At 42.0% G+C, this 17,595-nt stretch carries 13 protein-coding genes; 8 read left to right on the forward strand and 5 right to left on the reverse strand.

The window, feature by feature from the left end; all coding sequences use genetic code 11:
• Positions 1 to 2: 2 nt before the first annotated feature.
• Together BN3769_RS02085 and BN3769_RS02090 are read right to left on the reverse strand one after the other, a co-directional pair.
• Positions 3 to 1,295: a hypothetical protein gene (locus tag BN3769_RS02085; protein WP_068467061.1), complete on the reverse strand. Its 1,293-nt coding sequence runs from the start codon at positions 1,293 to 1,295 to the stop codon at positions 3 to 5.
• 162 nt (positions 1,296 to 1,457) lie between these two features.
• A complete protein-coding gene (locus tag BN3769_RS02090; RefSeq protein WP_068467062.1) occupies positions 1,458 to 2,723 on the reverse strand; it encodes a hypothetical protein in 1,266 nt (421 codons plus the stop codon).
• 341 nt (positions 2,724 to 3,064) lie between these two features.
• On the opposite strand from BN3769_RS02090, the gene hisS reads away from it, so the two are divergent.
• The 4 genes from hisS to BN3769_RS02110 all read left to right on the forward strand — a co-directional run bounded on the left by hisS (position 3,065) and on the right by BN3769_RS02110 (position 7,855).
• Positions 3,065 to 4,477 (forward strand): histidine--tRNA ligase, encoded by a 1,413-nt coding sequence (gene hisS, locus BN3769_RS02095; protein WP_068467064.1) that lies wholly within the window; start codon positions 3,065 to 3,067, stop codon positions 4,475 to 4,477.
• A 39-nt stretch (positions 4,478 to 4,516) separates the two neighbouring features.
• Positions 4,517 to 6,304 carry an aspartate--tRNA ligase gene (gene aspS, locus BN3769_RS02100; protein ID WP_068467479.1) on the forward strand — a complete coding sequence of 596 codons (1,788 nt, stop codon included), beginning with the start codon at positions 4,517 to 4,519 and terminating at the stop codon, positions 6,302 to 6,304.
• 51 nt (positions 6,305 to 6,355) lie between these two features.
• The gene (locus BN3769_RS02105; RefSeq protein WP_068467066.1) at positions 6,356 to 7,282 is read left to right on the forward strand and encodes an FKBP-type peptidyl-prolyl cis-trans isomerase; all 927 of its coding nucleotides are present in this window, start codon (positions 6,356 to 6,358) and stop codon (positions 7,280 to 7,282) included.
• 111 nt (positions 7,283 to 7,393) lie between these two features.
• Complete coding sequence (locus BN3769_RS02110; protein ID WP_068467068.1) at positions 7,394 to 7,855, forward strand: tRNA (cytidine(34)-2'-O)-methyltransferase; 462 nt, start codon at positions 7,394 to 7,396, stop codon at positions 7,853 to 7,855.
• Positions 7,856 to 7,888: 33 nt separating this feature from the next.
• Here BN3769_RS02110 and BN3769_RS02115 read toward each other — a convergent pair whose 3' ends face one another.
• On the reverse strand, positions 7,889 to 8,092 hold the full coding sequence (locus BN3769_RS02115) for a DUF2905 domain-containing protein (RefSeq protein WP_068467070.1): 204 nt from the start codon (positions 8,090 to 8,092) through the stop codon (positions 7,889 to 7,891).
• A gap of 240 nt (positions 8,093 to 8,332) precedes the next feature.
• Positions 8,333 to 8,653, reverse strand: a complete 321-nt coding sequence (gene trxA / locus BN3769_RS02120; protein WP_068467073.1) for a thioredoxin — start codon at positions 8,651 to 8,653, stop codon at positions 8,333 to 8,335.
• Between the two features lie 188 nt (positions 8,654 to 8,841).
• Between trxA and trhO the strand changes: the two genes are divergently transcribed.
• The 3 genes from trhO to BN3769_RS02140 all read left to right on the forward strand — a co-directional run bounded on the left by trhO (position 8,842) and on the right by BN3769_RS02140 (position 13,644).
• On the forward strand, positions 8,842 to 9,798 hold the full coding sequence (gene trhO, locus BN3769_RS02125) for an oxygen-dependent tRNA uridine(34) hydroxylase TrhO (RefSeq protein WP_068467075.1): 957 nt from the start codon (positions 8,842 to 8,844) through the stop codon (positions 9,796 to 9,798).
• A gap of 900 nt (positions 9,799 to 10,698) precedes the next feature.
• Complete coding sequence (locus BN3769_RS02135; protein WP_154017785.1) at positions 10,699 to 12,129, forward strand: hypothetical protein; 1,431 nt, start codon at positions 10,699 to 10,701, stop codon at positions 12,127 to 12,129.
• Between the two features lie 39 nt (positions 12,130 to 12,168).
• Complete coding sequence (locus BN3769_RS02140; RefSeq protein WP_068467082.1) at positions 12,169 to 13,644, forward strand: hypothetical protein; 1,476 nt, start codon at positions 12,169 to 12,171, stop codon at positions 13,642 to 13,644.
• Positions 13,645 to 13,747: 103 nt separating this feature from the next.
• Here BN3769_RS02140 and BN3769_RS02145 read toward each other — a convergent pair whose 3' ends face one another.
• A complete protein-coding gene (locus BN3769_RS02145; RefSeq protein ID WP_068467084.1) occupies positions 13,748 to 14,593 on the reverse strand; it encodes a hypothetical protein in 846 nt (281 codons plus the stop codon).
• Positions 14,594 to 14,760: 167 nt separating this feature from the next.
• On the opposite strand from BN3769_RS02145, the gene BN3769_RS02150 reads away from it, so the two are divergent.
• Complete coding sequence (locus BN3769_RS02150) at positions 14,761 to 17,523, forward strand: DEAD/DEAH box helicase (RefSeq protein ID WP_228840593.1); 2,763 nt, start codon at positions 14,761 to 14,763, stop codon at positions 17,521 to 17,523.
• Positions 17,524 to 17,595 lie beyond the last annotated feature (72 nt).

A 17,595-nucleotide genomic window follows, 5' to 3' on the forward strand; every position in this document is an offset into this window, starting at 1 on the left:
CTTTAGCTTTGTTCTGTCTTTTCCTGTCCATGAACGGCAATGTTGATACCCGCTTGCTTCAATTGATCAACTAACGCAAGGGCTTGGGCATCTAATTGTTTCATATTAATTAAACTTAAAGAGGGTAAAGCGGCCCCTCCCCCTTCTATAGATTGCGAATTCATTAATAAGCTATTAGCAATGACTCTCAATCCTTCCGTTGTCATTGCGTTATCGGATAAGATAATTTGGTTTAAACGTCTTAAGTGCGAAGGCGTCTGAGCAAGCTTGCTAATAAATGAAGCAATAGGAAATGCATGAGCATCTTCTATAGAAAATCTATCTAAAATTAACCCTGTAGACTGATAGTCTACCTTTAAAAAATGAGTCAATAAACAATCTAAGGCGTAAGGAGTAATTGAAGAATCTGTAAAGACATCCGGTTTTTTCTCCATCTTTTTTCTATAAGGGTTTAAAATGGATGAAGCAAAATCCCAGCGATGATTGCGAGCCTCGTCTAGAAAATAAACGAAAGGAGAAAGATCCCTTTGAAAAATTGAATTTCCCATTTTAGGCCCGTTCTCAAAGAAATCCTCATCGCTTTTTGCACGAATTCTCCTTCTAGGCCCATTTTCAGCATGATCCATCCCTTTAAAACAGCTTATAACAAGCTTTTTAAAAACAAGAGGAGAAATGCCATTTTCCTTCAATTGATTCTCATTTTGAGAAAATACGATTTTTAACAAGTCACACGCTTCGTCCCTTTTCTTCTTTTGCTCAGTAAAAAGGCGCGCTCTCTCTTCCGGTGAGACATCCGAGCCATAAGCTCTCTCTAAATCTTTTGGAAAAAATTTTTCAATGATTGCTTTCTGAATCAACTCATCCATTTTTGCAAAAGCTAAATGGCGGTTACCTATTTTTAACGCCTTGTCTATTTCTTGGAATAATTGCTCATCGTTAAAAATATTTTCGCACAAATACCGACTAGCGTCTTTTAGCTCTTGAATTTCCCACAGCTCATTTTTTAACTGTAATAAAACAGGATTGCTTTCAGCCAGCCTTTCAGGATTGCTTTCATTCCCTCTTCGCTCAAGTATGTTGTGCACGACTTGTCTCATACGCGCACTGCCATCAAAGACTTTCCATCTCGATAATCCTAATAATTTAAAACTTCTATCAATTTGATGGATAATCCAGCCTTGAACGGTCGTTTTTTTAATTAATTCCCCTTGATAATTAGCAACATATTTATTCTTAATTTGATGCAATACTGAATGATAACTATTTGCTCTATATTCATTTAAATTTAAATTCACAATCACACCTTAGTTATATATATAATATAAATATAGCATTTTATTAAATTAAAATACACATACAATTTATTTAATTCATCAAATGATGATGCATTAATACGCATAAAATAGCCAATGAAAACGAGCGGTCTGCAGAAGGCAGAAACAGCCCAATAATATTCTTTAAGGATAAATTTTATGTAATAAATCCGTCTGGATAGGAAAAATTGAAATGTAATGATCCGAAGAATAAGTGAATTTAAAGACTCCCTTGTCGGAGATATCGATAGTAAAATCTTGATTAGACTTCCACTCGCCTTCTCTCTCATTTTCTTCTAATGCTCTCTCTATATTTTCCTGTTGCTCATCCAAAAAGATATTCTTTTTGACATCGCTAAATTGTCTTTCTTCAAAATATTTATGAAAAATGGCGTTTCTTTCATCAACACCAAAGTAAATAACGCCATTATGATAATTTTGATTAAAATATAATTGGGCAATTAAGCCATATCCCCGATCGGTGGGAAACCCATAGATCTTGCAAATCTGAGGATCTTTTAATAATCGTTCTATTCCTGGAAGGAAATGCCTAGCCCGCTGCTCTAAGATTTGTTCATCCGTTAAATCGCGATAGCGTAAAATTTGCTTTCCCTCTGCATCATGATCGATAAAAAACCGAATTTCCCCTGGATTTTTCGTCTTCCATCTTCTAACACGCGAATATTCCGGACAATCCAAACTAGGATGACACAATCTAATCGCCAGATTTGAATATTTAGCGACCTGGGCGGAAGAGGAAGGTTTATCTTCTCGATCAAGCAAAACAACAGCCTTAGAATGAATTTGAGAAGGCGCTGGCGCCGAAGGCTTTTGCATTGTCTGTTGCTTGTTAGTTTTAGCTTGCTTTTTCTTAGCCTCTTTTTGCTGTCCTTTTTTATGGACGGCTTGCTCCTCTTTAATCAGCTTTTCCATCATTTGATCAGCCTTTTGAGCTTGGCTCATCTTAAAGGCTTCTTCTGTAATATCTTTAGGATGACAGCGACGCTCTTCTGCAGTAGAAAGCGTAGCTAAAAGATTTTTAATCCCTAGATTTAAATCTTGATCTAATTCTGCTTTTATCAAATTTGCGCTCTTTTTACTGTAAAACCGCTTATGAATATTCCCCTTGGATTTTTCCTGCTGCCAAAATTTCTCAAACTGACGGGCTTCTTTCGCCGATAGATTTTCCGTTATTGACTCTTTAAATCCATTCAAGATTTGGCCTATGCAATTGCCGATTTCTTTTTCCCTAACTGCCTCAGGAGATAGAATAGAGTGAACGAGATTGGTGATAATTTTTTCATCCACTTGACCTAAAATAGGATTCTGTTTAGCTAACTCCCGGCCTTCCTTTTCTAAAAAAGGCATAAAAGTTTTTAAAAATGAATCCTTATCATTATAAACGGTCATAATTTTCCCCTTAAAAGCAATATTACAAAATCAAAACAAATATTAAATTAAATTACAAATTAACACACCAAAAATAAATACAAACATTCATTAAAAAACCACAAAACAATAACATATTGTATTTATAAACAATTTTCAATTGTATAAAAAAGAGATAAAGAAATTAAAAATTTTAAGTGAATAGTGAATTAAGAGCGTCTAAAAGGGTATATTAAAAATGGGGCTTGAATGGCAGGAAGCTTTATCTCCTATTCATTCTTTACTCTTTATACCTGAGAAATTATAATTCTTTTCTTATTCCATTAAAAAAACAATTCTCGCCCTAATGATGAAGGAGCAGTATGAAATATCCCATTCCTCCCGGCGTTTTTGACATTCTCCCCCAAGACAGCCACGAGCCCTGGAAAAGCATGTATTTATGGTCATATGTCGAGCAGATCATTCGCGATACGGCCCGCGATTATGGCTATCAAGAAATTCGCACCCCTCTTTTTGAGCGTACAGAGCTTTTTCAGCGCAGTGTGGGAGAAACAACCGATATTGTCTCCAAGGAAATGTATACCTTTGAGGACAAAGGTGGACGCTCCATGTCTTTACGTCCGGAGGGCACAGCGCCGGCCATGCGGGCCTTTATCGAGCATCAGCTCTATACGACAGCACCTATTCACAAGCTGTTTTATATTGCTCCCATGTTTCGCTATGAGCGAACGCAGGCAGGCAGGTACCGCCAGCATCATCAATTCGGAACAGAGGCGATTGGAAATGACTCACCCGAGCAGGATGCCGAGATTATTGATTTGCTTTATACTCTTTATCAGCGCCTGGGATTAAAAAATTTAAGCTTAAATATTAATTCAATCGGCGATCCTGCCAGCCGCCAAGCGTTCAGGCAAGCCTTGAAAGATTATTTGCAGCCTCATTTATCCGCCCTGTCCCCCGACAGCCAAAACCGATTTGAGGTCAATCCTTTGCGCATTTTGGACTCCAAAGATCCGCGCGATCGGGAGATTGTCGCCCACGCGCCTTCGATCTTAGATTTTTTAAGCGAAGAAGCCCGCGGACATTTTGAAGACCTAAAGAAATTGCTGGCTCAATTAAAGATCCCTTTTCAGGTCAATCCTCTGCTTGTGCGCGGCTTGGACTATTATAATAAGACCGTATTTGAAGTCGTCGCGGGCGAGCTAGGCGCGCAAAATAGCATTGGAGGAGGCGGACGTTACGATGGGCTTATTCAAACGCTTGGAGGCCCCGATCTCCCCTCAATTGGATTCGGAACGGGAATCGAGCGCATTATTCAAACGATGATCAACCAAAAAGCGCCCCTTCCCAAACCCGAACATCCCATTCTCTTTTTGGTCGCTTTGGGGGATGAAGCCAAAAAGGTGTGTTTTAATTTGCTGCATCAATTGCGCCAGCAAGGCATTCCTTCTCAGTTAGACTTCAGTAGTAAAAAAGTCGGAAAAGCTCTGCAATACGCCGATCAAGTGGGAGCCACCTATGTTGCCGTGGTTGGGGATCAAGAAATCGAGCGTCAAGAACTTGACCTCAAAGAAATGGCAACAGGAAAAAAGACCAAAATAGCCTTTGAAGAGCTCATTCCAACGCTAAAATTGGAAAAACAAGGCCAAGCGTTTGTTCAACTATGGGAAGACTTATCGGCTCCGTTGGCAACAGAGCGTCAGAGCCAATTTTTCGCTGAAAAATTAAAAGTTTCTTTGGAACAGGCGAAGAATCTGATCGCTCCCCATTCCTGACAGCAACGAGAAATGAATAAATATTTGGAAAAAATGCATATGTTTGATTATCGCAGAACCCACGACTGTGGGACTTTACGCAAAGAAGATATTGACTCCTCTGTTATCTTGTCTGGATGGGTCAATCGCAGGCGCGATCATGGAGGGCTGATTTTTATTGACTTGCGCGACCGCTTTGGCCTTACCCAGCTCGTATTTGATCCGATCAAAAGTCCCTCTGCACACTTGGCAGCGGAAAAACTACGATCGGAATGGGTGATTTCCATTAAAGGCACAGTGATTCCTCGTCAAGAAGGAATGACAAACCCTAAATTGGCGACCGGAGAAATTGAAGTTCTCGTCAATGAAATTGAGATTTTATCTAAAGCTAAGACGCCTCCCTTTTCGATCAGCGATGACCTAATAGACGTCAACGAAGAATTAAGGCTCAAATACCGCTACCTGGATATCCGACGGGGGGATGTAGCGAAAAAGCTTATCGTCCGCCATCGGGCTATGCTTACAACTAGGCAATATTTGGATCAAAAAGGCTTTTTGGAAATTACCACCCCAATTTTAGGGAAGTCCACGCCAGAGGGAGCCCGCGATTACCTGGTCCCTTCACGCATTTATCCAGGGACCTTCTATGCCCTTCCCCAATCCCCTCAAATCTTTAAGCAATTGTTAATGGTAGCCGGCATGGACCGCTATTTTCAAATTGCCCCTTGCTTTAGGGATGAGGATTTAAGGGCAGATCGCCAGCCGGAGTTCACTCAGATTGACATGGAAATGAGTTTTGGAGTGCCTGAAGATTTGATGGCCATTATTGAAGGATTGATCAAAACCATTTTTAAAGCCTGTATCGGCCTGGACATTTCAACGCCTTTCCGACGCCTTCCTCATCAAATTTGTATGGAAAAATATGGAAGCGACCGCCCAGATCTCCGTTTTGGCATGGAACTGCATCGTTTGGATGAAATTGCAAGCCAATCGACGTTCTCTGTTTTTCTCGATCAGCTGCGCGAAGGCGGGATTGTCAAAGGCTTTTGCATCAAAGGGGGAGCCGACTTATCCCGCAAAGCCATTGATGAATATACAGAATTTGTCGGACGCCTTGGAATTAAAGGCTTGGCTTGGATGAAGCGGGCAGAAAGCGGGCTGAACTCAAGCATTGTAAAATTTTTTCCAGAACCCATCCAAGAGCGTCTCATTAAGGAAATGCAAATGGACGTTGGAGATCTTATCTTTATGATTGCCGACGCTCCTTCCCGAACCAACCAAGCGCTAGATCATCTGCGCCGTAAAGTCGCCCGCGACCGCAACCTAATCGATCCCAACCGCTATGAATTTTTATGGGTGACAGATTTTCCTTTATTCAGTTGGGATGAAGAGGCAAGACGCCTGCAAAGCGAACATCACCCGTTTACTTCTCCCAATCCGGAAGATATCCACTTGCTGGACAGCGAGCCTTTAAAAATGCGTTCATCCGGCTATGATATTGTTCTCAATGGCTATGAAATTGGCGGAGGATCCCAGCGTATCCACAACAGCGAGCTGCAGCAAAAGATTTTCGAATGCCTCAAACTCACTCCAGAAGAGTTGGAGAGTAAATTCGGCTTCTTTTTAGAAGCGTTAAGCTATGGTACGCCGCCTCACTTAGGGATTGCCCTTGGATTGGATCGTTTGGTCATGATTCTGACGCAGACGGAAAACATACGCGACGTCATAGCCTTTCCTAAGACACAGAAAGCGAGCGATCTCATGCTGGAATGCCCATCGAAAGTGTCTAGCGAGCAGCTTAAAGAGTTAGAAATCCGCGTTCCTGACTCTCAATTTTCTTGGACTTAATTATCGCGATTGCCTACAGTAATGTTTCGTTTTCAAATGGAGGTCAACCCTATGTTAAAAAAGACGCGATTAGTGACTTTAACAAGTCTTGGAATCCTGCTAGGATGTTGTTCACTGCAAGCACAAGACAGTGGCAATGCAACAGACAAATCCGAGAAGCGTGCGCAAGCGACAACAGAAAAAGCCGATAAATACGATCAAATCGATATGAAAAAGTTATCCGAGGCTTTCGGACATTTTATTGGCCGTAACTTGCAATCCCCGGGCTTAAAATTCGATTTAGAAAGCATCATTAAAGGGATTCGTGAAGGCGCAGCTGGAGAGCCAGCCCCGCTTTCTGAAAAAGAATACGAAGAAATGATGACGGCAGTTCAAGAAAGAGCGTTTAAAGAAATGTCGGCTTCCAATCTGAAAGCGGCAAATGAATTCATGTCCAAAAACGCTCATGAGCAAGGTGTTAATGAGATTATTTCAGGCAAGCTTCAGTATAAAACTTTAAAAGAAGGATCTGGAGCAACTGTAGAGCCTCATTCTTCTCCAAAGATTCATTATACGGGCAAATACCAAGATGGCACTGTTTTTGGAACATCAGAAGAAATGGGTGGTCCAATCACAATTCCTCTTGACCAGACCATTCCAGGCTTCAGCAAAGGGATTGTGGGAATGAAAGAAGGCGAAAAACGCCGTCTTTTTGTTCATCCTGACCTAGGCTATGGAACAACCGGCCAATTGCCTCCTAATGAACTTCTCATTTTTGATATTGAAGTCGTCAAAGCCAATTCTGATGATGCTAAGGCAAAATCTAAAAATGCCGCATCTTTGAAAGGGCAAGAAGACCAAAATAGCAATAGCGATGAAGACGAAGAAGATGAACTCTATTTAGATGATGAAGATTTTGAGGATGAGCCTAAAGAGGCTGTAAAAAAAGACACCTCTGCCTCTACGACTCCTGCCCGCTCTTCTAATACAACTCGCTAATTCATCTCTTTCCGCACTAAGACGCCCAAGACTATCTTGGGCTCTTTTTTTATTAACCGCCCCTACTTTTATCGCCCACAAATGCATTAAAGCTGCAAAATTGAGTTTTTTATGAAAATTATCTTGTACCAACCTCAAATTCCGCAAAATGCCGGCAATATTGTGAGAACATGCGCAGTGACAGGATCTGACCTGATCATGGTCCGTCCGCTTGGTTTCAGCACACAAGACCGCTGGCTAAAACGCGCAGGCTTGGACTATTGGGAAGGCGTTAAGGTGTCTTTCATTGATGACCTGCCCGCCTATTTATCTCAACAGAACGCCCCCTTTTACTTTTTTTCAAGTAAAGCCACCAAGCTCTATAATTCCGTCTCTTATTCTCCCGATGCCCTCTTGATTTTCGGCTCGGAGACAACCGGTCTTCCAGCCTCTTTTTTTGAGACATGGCCCGATCGATTTGTTAAATTGCCCATGGTTCCCCATGCGCGCTGTTTAAACTTGGCCACTTCAGCCGGTATTGCCTTATATGAAGCCTGGCGCCAGCAAAACTTTCAGTTTGAAAGCGAATCTTAAAGGTAATGGACACGGGGAGAGGATGCGGTTTTCCTAGCGTGAGAACAGATAGAAAAGAAGGGAAAGGATCAGGCTTAAAATAAGGCAACTGACCAGGGGAAAATAAAATTGAACATGCTCGCCCTTAATGACAATATCTCCGGGCATTTTACCAAAAAAGGGAATGGAAATTTTAAAGGTTATTAGCAATCCCGCTATAACGAAAATCAAACCGACGATGATCAACAACTTTCCCATACATCCTTCCCAAAAGGCCGATTAGTCGAGAGTCTCTAATAACCTAAGTGTGGAGTTTTTTTGTCCTTTCGACGCAGTCCAAAAGGCAAAAAACCTCCACGCTTAGCTTAATAAGCGGCAGTCCTTAGATGAAAATAGATTAAATTCTCTTTGTGCACTGTGCCTCTTTCGTCATTTCCTTAAAGGAAATGACTTTCAAGAGACACAACACACTAGAGGGAAAATCAGGCGGGCGCGTGCTTAGCTAAACGATTGCACGAGGTTCAAAAGATAATCTAAATCTTTTACTCCTACGACTCTTTTGACTTCCTTGCCGTCTTTAAACAAAATTAAAGTGGGAACAGAAGTAATTTGCAAAGAGGCTGTTGTTTGCTGGGCCTGATCGATATCAAGCTTGGCAATGCAGGCTTTTCCTTGAACCATTCCAGCCAATTGCTCGACAATGGGAGCGATCATGCGGCAAGGACCGCACCAAGTTGCATAAAAATCAACTAGGGTGACTCCCTTTTCGATCGTTTGCTGAAAATTGTCATCTGTCAAATGAGCTAACTTGTCTGCCATAAAAACTCCAGTAATGAATTAAAGAAGAAAATAAGGCTTAATTATTGCCTTTCAATGGTTTTTTGGCTAGTAAATATCTTTAACCAATATAGAAAGGCAAAACGAATAAATTTCAATGAATCGAAGCTTGAAACAAACAATTAAATCTTTTATACTTATTGCTTTTATAAGCTTTTATGAGTTAAAAAATGCCTGAAAAACCTATTTTCTTTGTTCTAGCCTATTATTATTTTACTCGAATTCCCGATCCTCATCAAGAAGTCTTAGCACATAAAGAATTTTTCAATAACCGCCAACTCACTTCGCGCATTTATATTTCAGAGCAAGGAATCAACGGGCAAATGAGCGGCATTCGCGAAGATGCGGAAGCCTATATGCGCTGGATGCATGCCAATCCGCTCTTTGAGAAGGTCGTTTTTAAAATTCACACTCATCATGAGAACGTTTTTCCCAGACAAACAATCAAATACCGTCCGCAATTAGTTGCTTTAGACGAGGAAGTCGACTTGGAAGAAACGGGAGAGCATGTATCTCCTGAAAAATGGAAAGAAATGCTTGAAAACGAGAAAAAGCCTCTTGTATTGGACGTTCGCAATGAATACGAATGGCAAGTCGGCCGCTTTGAAGGAGCCGAATGCCCGCCTTGCGAGACCTTCCGCGAATTCAAGCAATATGCAGAAGAACTCAAGGAAAAAGTAGATCCACAGTCCACTCCTGTCATGATGTATTGTACAGGAGGAATCCGCTGCGAACTTTATTCTTCTTTGCTTAGAAAGCAAGGCTTCAAAGATGTGTATCAGCTCGATGGCGGAATTATCAACTATGGGCTCAAACAAGGCAGCGATCATTGGCTTGGCAAACTCTTCGTCTTTGATGACCGCTTAACCGTGCCAATTAGCGCAGATTCCACTCCTGTTATAGGCAAATGCCATCATTGCCAAACGCCTATCGAGGCCTACTACAACTGTGCCAATATGGATTGCAATCATTTGTTCCTTTGCTGTCCCACCTGCTTGCAACACTATTCAGGATGCTGCCAGTCCTCCTGCCAAACAGCTCCTCGCGTTCGCCCCTATCATCAACAAGATGCCCATAAGCCATTCCGCAAATGGTATCATTACTTCAAAGAAACGCCGGCCAAGTAGAGAACCTGTTTAGTTCGGAAGGATGGAAAAGTGAATTAAACTTAAAATTTTACTTTTCTTTCCTTCCCATCATTGAAGCCTTAAAAAAGCCCTAGCATAGGCTCGTATCCTCAGCTTTCTATTCGAAAGGGGAATTCACTCATCCCTTGCCTGCAAATGCCCCTATTTTATCCAGGCCGCTAATCCCCATTCAATGGCAGTCTTTATTGCCTTCACAAGCCTTCTTTCATCTTGAACTCCCTAAGTCATTAAAAAAAATTTAAAATTTTCCGGTCAATAGATGGCAATCGCCAAAAAACCATTTATACGTGGCTATGGGTTCATTTTCATCTTTTGCAAAAATTTAAAAAATTGTTTAAAAAAATCTCTTTATTTTATAGAAGACTTGACAAATATCTCTCACTTATGTCAAAAATTTTTTTTAACATTAACCAATCCGCTTATGCCGATTGGCAAGCAAAAGCTAAAGACCCATCAAATTCGAAAGGAACCTGAAGAGGAAAGATCAAAAGGCGACTTGAAATCTACAAGATAAGAAAATGAAGGGGCTTTATGGCAATTTTTATTTTCCCAAGATAGCAGGATTCCCTTTTATTTCCCTCTCATAGATCCAAATTCAAACAAGAGGAATATCTTTTTCTACAATTTTCAAAATAACAATTTTGAAAACAGGATTAGAATGAATAGATTGCCCGATTACTTCTACTATCAAACTAGTAGAATAGTCTGTAATTAAATTTTAACCAAAAAAAACAATTACCAATCTAAAGCTCAATATTACAAACATTGCTTTGCAGTAAATTATTTTCAAATCAATCGATTAATCATTAAAGCGATAACGACAGAATTATAAGCTTTCGTAGTTCAAGGAAAATTTAGAATTCAACAAGGGAGTAAGACATGATGAATTCACCTGCTATCTCGCCATTTAACCCCATAGCCGGAATGCCTCCTGTAGAGGGAAAGGGGGATCCACAGATATCCGATAAGGAATCAAGAAACGTTGATTTACGCATCCTGGCTCTACGGCAGGATAAGTCAACTACCCATTCTCCGCCTTCTTCTCCCGTTATATCGAGGACACGTTTAAAAAAACTCACAATAACAACGGAAAAAGCGAAGAAGAATCTAGAAAAATTTTTAGAATCTAGCGAAAAGCAGTCAAAAATCCTGCACCAAGCAGATTTACAATTAATTAGAGCCAGGTATCAAGAAATTCAAGCAGAAAAAACTAGTATAGATGGCTCGGATGAACTGGAATGCGCGCTTTCTTGGATAAATAAACAAGAAAAGCAGCTAGATAGCATAGAGAAGCTTGTCCAGGCTTGCGAAGAGACCCTCTCATTTGGAATTACATACTTTGATGCCTTGGATGAGTATTTAACGCTTCTATGGAATGGCAAACCGCCTATCAATCTTTATTTGACAAGTATGCAACCCCTTTATCAATTTGGCCTCAAGTATAGAATGGAGCTGATTGAAAAAGGAATGGAAACCGGCGATAAAAAGGTAAAATTGCCCCCTTCCATCTCCGAGACCTCTCCCGAAGACGCTGGTGATCAAGCTATTCTGCCTCTTTCCTCCTTTCCCGTCCCTTTCGATTATTGGGTTAATTCGCTGTGTTCTTTGGTCGTCATAAAAGAGGATCTGACCATTTTGGACTATGCGATTACGAATAAAATAATCAGTCATCCCGATTTAATTGCCGCCTTAACGAAAAGGTTTGAACAAAGGCATCAAAAAACATTTTATGAGCTCAGCAAACAAGCTTGGGATAGCGAATTGTCTAAAGTGGATGAGAGCCTGTCTTATAAAGCCCAGCCAATTATTAATCAAATCAAATGGAGGGTACAAGAAGTAGAGCGTCTCTTCAACAATTTGCATATTCTCTTAGATGATCCTTATGATCCCGTTCGCGATGAAGAAAATGAAAGTTCCGTCACACCTTTTACAATCGAACAGGGCTTGCAGGAATTAGAAAGCGAGCGCCAAATTAATGGGCCGTTAAAAGATATTGTAGAGTATTTTCACAAAATCGTTTGCATGAAAGAACGGTTATGGGCCCAAGGAATCTTAAAAATTAATATAGCAGACGGCGATCAAGAACATATTGCAATGTTGAGAGATGCTTTCTCCAAATATCAATTAAAAACAAACACGCTAAAGCAGACGCTGCTCGATCAAATAAAAAAAGATAAAGAGTGTCTCAAGCAACTTAAAGATCCGCATCAAAGAATCTTAGAGGTCTGGAAAAGCATTTTTGAAAAAATAAATCCCCCCCCTATCTCTGTACCAGCATCCAGCTCATCCTCTTGGTTCTCCTTTTTCTAAAATTAACAAAACGATTATTAATTTAACGCAAAGGCAGTTATGACTATATATATCTCAGGAATTAGCAATCAAATTGCTCATATCATTACGCATACGGAAAATTTAGGAAAAAATTGGCTCAATCGCGCCGTCGCTTTTATCCAGCCTATTCCTACATTTATCAGTAATCATCCAGGTGCAACCGGCATTTTAGTTGTGAGCCAATTAGTGGCTCTAGTTGCAACTGAGAAGCTATTTTCATTAATAGAAAATGCTTTAAAAAACCAAGAAAACATTGACCTTAAGCAAAGAGTCCTTACAGATCGGATTGTCCATCTTTTATTTACAGGTGGATTAATGGCCGGCATCAATGTTTCTTTAAACTTTATTCTAAAATTAAATTTGAGTGTATATGCCTTAACAGCCATTACAACTATCAATATAGCCGCCTCTATTTTATATAGAGAAATCAAGAGAGCCCAATTAGCTAGGCAGGCCCATGCGATGCAATTTCAATTAACCTCCGCTGGCAATCCAGCAACGCCAATAAATGGAAAATCTCTTGAAGAGCTTCAACAAGCTTCCCTTTTGCCTTCCTTTTCCCCTCGCTCGACCAATTCTAATCAACAAGCAGCGGAAAAAGGAACAACGGAGGAGGAAGCTTCAGAACAAAATCCTTCAGCGAAGGAAGAAAGACCTTTTATTCCTCCTTTAGATTTATCCTCTATAAGTGGAATAAAGCCTTCTCCTTTATCCTCAAAAACACCTAAAAAGACCCCTCTCTCTTCAAGTCATTCGAACTCTCTCAAACCCAATAGCCCAATCATCAAGAGAAATGCGGAAACAGAATCCCCCTCCCCTCACCACTCTCCCAAACCGATAGATTCAAACATCAATCAATCCCCTTCCCCTTCTGAATCCCCCTCACCAGAAAAACGGATGCCCAATTCAAGTCCCGTTCCGGTACACAAAGAAGAACCAGAGGGAGAGACAGGAAAAAATGCATTAAAAACGCCTTCTCCCGTACCGACGCCTCGTGAAGCCTCTCCTTCCACTCCAGATGCCTCAGGCTCCAAGGAGAGCCATCAAGTAGGCGAAAAAGAGCAGCCGGTAGAAGAAGAAGGCCTTCCAGTAACTCCAAAACGGGATGAAGAAGCCACGCAAACGCCTGGAATTGACCAACCAGTCCCGTCTTCCACGGATAATATATGGAGTCCGCGATCGGATAATTTCACAGTCTCATCAGAATGGGATATCGATCGAGAAGTGGAAGAAGAGGCAGAAAGCCTAGCTACAGACGATACAGGGGAGCAGCATGACATATCAGACACAGAGGAAGTGGCAGATAAGTCAGATTCAACGCCGCCAATAGATATCGCGCAAAACCAGCCAGCCAGCCAGATAAACTCGATTTCTTCTTCCCCTACCAACGGAGATAATCCGATGGGAGATTCTTTTATCAGCTTTGATGACATATGGCAGAATTTCTTAGATCCTGCTTCACCCAAAGAGGCATCGGATAAAAAAAATCTCTAAAAGACGCTCATCTAAAGCAAATAAAATTTGAGATCCTCCTCTCTTGCCGCCTTGAGCGCCAAGAGAGGGGGCATCATCCAATGGCTTGTCTTATCTGTATGGTTTAACTGTGAGAGCTCGCTTGGGCGCCATCTTCCCTCATCGCCTGATTGCGATGACGGATCAAGCCCATGATTCTTTTTTGCGTCTCGTCCAGCACGACGGTCAGGCCGGGCTTTATGCCTTGCTCAGATAGCTCAAAGGCTTTCATTGTATTGCAGATGCGTCCATCCAAGCGGACACCCAGCCCCTTAATATTGACCATATTTCCCCAATCGCCAAACATCTCTAAGGTCATTTCGCATGCCGTAATGATAAAAAGAATGTCCTTGCCAGGATTTTGATGCACAATATCGAAGACCTTTCCTCCAATATAATGAATGGTAGGAATGAAGAGCGGAATAGTCTGTTTAGAAGCAGCAGCATGGACAGCCTTGCCGATAAAGCATTGCCGGCAAACCGCATGATTGCCATCATGCATGCAATCAGGCGTAAAGCGTCCGGAAGGACACTCAAAAGGCTTATGGCAATAAGAAAATCCTAAAATCAAAATGGCTTCGCGATTCTCTAAAAGAGATTGAAACTGTTCAACCGAATCGACGCCATATAAGAAAAAATCGCCTTGCCGCCGATAAGGCTTCGTCTGCCAAGCCGATTTGAGAAAAGCCCATAGATATTTAAAAGGATGCTTTAAAAAGCCCTTGCGAATCTCGCCTTGATGATCTTTTGTCAGCATCCATTTCAGGCTTTTCCATTTCAAGTTTTTAGCCGTCTCCTCTGTCATTCCCGGCATATCAGGCAAGACTGCCAGCCTTTTAATGGGCGCCTTCTGCGCGGCTTCTCTGGCTTTATGCTCCCATTCCCGTTCTGCCGCGTCCCAGTCCTTTTGCCACATTGGTAAATTGCTCATCTTTAGCCTTTTTGCATCCTTGATCTATTTGCTCAAATGCGATTTAATAATAACCTGAATTTGAGTTTATCTGCCCGGCATTTAGAGTGTGTGTTAAAACTCATCATACCCTAGCAGATCATCCCGCACTCAAGTCTATCCGATTTTAACAGACAAAGGCTTTATTCATGAGCGAAATTGCGTATGCAATTGATCAGCAAGAAATTAAAAAAACAAATATGCTTGTCATCCGCTTGGCTGAGCGCCACCAAAAAGCCTCTTCCTTTGAATGGCATTTTCCTTCTGTCGGACAGCCTCTGGCCCGCTGGCGCTCCTTAGCCGCTTCAGAAAAAGACCGGCAAGCGCTGACAGCCTTGCTCAAAGAAGAGCTCGCTTTTCAGCAAAGGACATCCGGCCGCACACCGCATGCCGATTCCATGCCTCTTTTGCTCATCCATATCTCGCCTTCTCAAGCCGTTCCCTTACTCAAAGAGCTGGCTTTAACCCAAAAGCTTTATTTCAACAATAAACAGCTGGTCACAGATTTTTTTGGACATGTCGATTTCTATTATGAAATCACGCCTTTAGAAGACCATAAAATCCAAGTAAGCGGCCGTCTTAAATGGCGCGAGACGGATATTAGCCTGACAGAGTGCGATTGCATAGGGCCCGGCAAACCCAATTGGTTTATCCGCGGGCTCCTTTTGAAAGGCATTCAGACAGATGTGAGCTGGAAAGCGCTTCAGCACGCCAATCAGAGTCCCTCATTTGTATTGGAAGGGGCTCAAAAAGCAGCTTTCTTAGAAGGCATAGACGCCGACGATCCCGATAGTCCTCAAATTATTGTGAAACAAGGATCTATTGAAGAAGTCCATCAACTGGCCTCTCCCCATCCCCTATTGATTTTAAAAGATCGCACTGGCGCTTTTGCTGATCTATGGATGGATTACGGATCTGAGTTGCGCGTCGCCATGCATGATCCTCATTCCGCCATCCAGGACGGCCCAGGCCATCTGGCGGGAAAAAGGAATAGGGAAGCAGAAAGAAATTGGGAAAAAGATCTTTTAGAAACGGATTTTATAAAAAAGGTTGTTGGCCAGTCCCATTATTATTGCCCCTTGGACAAAGTCGGCAAAAGCTTAACTTTCCTGCTAGAGATTGGCTGGCACATTCAGGATTGGAAGGGATGCCGCCTTATCAAACAAGATACCCTCGATTTAGCGCTCAATGAAATGAAAGAGGCATTGGTCATCAAAGGCAACGTCCACTATGACACCTATGAAGCCGATATCGGTTCCGTCATCGGAGCCTTCAATCGGCGTGAACGCTTTATTCAATTAGATGACAAAACAGTCGGCCTGCTTCCAGAAATGACCGCCCATTCCCCTTTGCAGGAATTAGCCGAAGAGGGAGAAGTCATCGGAAAAGAGATCAGGATCAAAAAGCAACGCTTCGGCGCCCTTTCGTCTTTAATGGAAAAAGCCCATGCGCCATCTTCTTTATCCGCCCTGCAAAAGGCCTTGAAGTCTTTCTCTGGAATACAAGAATCTTTGCCTTCCCCCAGCTTTAAAGGCCAGCTCAGACCCTATCAACAACAAGGAGTCAACTGGCTGTCTTTCCTCTACGATTATCACTTTCATGGTATTCTAGCAGATGAAATGGGACTGGGAAAAACCGTACAAGTGCTCGCTTTCCTTTCGCGCCTGTCAAGCGATCTGCCCCATTTAATCGTTGTCCCTACCTCTCTTCTCTTTAATTGGAAAAATGAGATCAATCGCTTTCTGCCTCACTTATCCTGCTATGTGCATCAAGGGCCCCAGCGCACCAAGATGCCGGAAGAGCTGGAAAAACATGCCATCATTCTCACCTCTTATGCGACAGCGCGGATCGATCTTTTCCTCTTCGAAAAGCTTGCTTACAATTGTTTAATTTTGGATGAGGCGCAGATAATAAAAAATGCCCATACTCAAACAGCTCAAGCCGTCTGCCGCCTGCATGCTCAATTCCGCCTTAGCTTGACTGGAACTCCTATAGAGAATCATCTCAACGAGTTATGGTCGCATTTCCATTTTCTGATTCCCGATCTCTTTGGATCGGAAGACAGCTTTGCAGCAGATCTGCAAGCTGCAAACGCTGATAAGCGCTATCTGGAGCGCATCAAGCGCAAGATTGCGCCTTTTATCCTGCGGCGCAACAAGCAAGAAGTGGCCAAAGACCTTCCTCCTCGCATTGATCAGACCATGTGGATTGAAATGAACGAAGAGCAAAGACAGCTTTATGATCAATTTTTGGCCGGATTTAAAGGCAACTTACTTAAGAAAGTCGAATTGGAAGGAATAAATAAACACCGTCTAGAGATTTTAGAAGCAATTTTGCGCCTTCGACAAATTTGCTGCCACCCTTTACTTGTCTCTTCCCTCCTCGATGAGAGCGAAAGCCTGGCGACCAGCGCCAAATTCGATGCTTTAATGCAAGACTTGGAAACAATCGTAGAAGAAGGGCGCAAGGTTCTCGTTTATAGCCAATTTACCTCTATGCTAAAACTAATGGCAGGTTTTGCAAAAAAACAAGGATGGTCTTACGCCTACTTGGATGGGAGCACGCAGGACCGGGAAAAGGTCATTACCCATTTTCAGCAAGATCCTGCTCAGTATTTATTTTTCATTAGTTTAAAAGCTGGCGGAGTGGGATTAAATTTAACAGCGGCCGACTACGTTTTTCTCTATGATCCGTGGTGGAATGAAGCTGTTGAAGAGCAAGCAATCAACCGCGCCCATCGCATCGGCAGGCAAGATCAAGTCATTGCCAAACGCTTTGTCATGGCCGAAAGCATTGAAGAAAAAATGATGAAGCTTAAAGCCAATAAACGCTTGGTCGTCGAAGAAATATTTAATTCAGATGCGGATCCCATCAACCTAACCATCGATGATCTCTACATGCTTTTAAGTTAAAGCCATGTCCCTAAATTCATAATCGCCTGTACTTGAGATTATTTTCTCCTATCTTGCGTTCTAGGAGAAAGA

This window comes from Candidatus Protochlamydia phocaeensis (assembly GCF_001545115.1).
GTDB lineage: Bacteria > Chlamydiota > Chlamydiia > Chlamydiales > Parachlamydiaceae > Protochlamydia_A > Protochlamydia_A phocaeensis.

Coding starts and splice junctions, on each gene's coding strand:
- BN3769_RS02090 (WP_068467062.1), bottom strand. CDS start 2,723: ATGACCGTTTATAATGATAAGGATTCATTTTTAAAAACTTTTATGCCT.
- hisS (WP_068467064.1), top strand. CDS start 3,065: ATGAAATATCCCATTCCTCCCGGCGTTTTTGACATTCTCCCCCAAGAC.
- aspS (WP_068467479.1), top strand. CDS start 4,517: ATGTTTGATTATCGCAGAACCCACGACTGTGGGACTTTACGCAAAGAA.
- BN3769_RS02105 (WP_068467066.1), top strand. CDS start 6,356: ATGTTAAAAAAGACGCGATTAGTGACTTTAACAAGTCTTGGAATCCTG.
- BN3769_RS02110 (WP_068467068.1), top strand. CDS start 7,394: ATGAAAATTATCTTGTACCAACCTCAAATTCCGCAAAATGCCGGCAAT.
- BN3769_RS02115 (WP_068467070.1), bottom strand. CDS start 8,092: ATGGGAAAGTTGTTGATCATCGTCGGTTTGATTTTCGTTATAGCGGGA.
- trxA (WP_068467073.1), bottom strand. CDS start 8,653: ATGGCAGACAAGTTAGCTCATTTGACAGATGACAATTTTCAGCAAACG.
- trhO (WP_068467075.1), top strand. CDS start 8,842: ATGCCTGAAAAACCTATTTTCTTTGTTCTAGCCTATTATTATTTTACT.
- BN3769_RS02135 (WP_154017785.1), top strand. CDS start 10,699: ATGATGAATTCACCTGCTATCTCGCCATTTAACCCCATAGCCGGAATG.
- BN3769_RS02140 (WP_068467082.1), top strand. CDS start 12,169: ATGACTATATATATCTCAGGAATTAGCAATCAAATTGCTCATATCATT.
- BN3769_RS02145 (WP_068467084.1), bottom strand. CDS start 14,593: ATGAGCAATTTACCAATGTGGCAAAAGGACTGGGACGCGGCAGAACGG.
- BN3769_RS02150 (WP_228840593.1), top strand. CDS start 14,761: ATGAGCGAAATTGCGTATGCAATTGATCAGCAAGAAATTAAAAAAACA.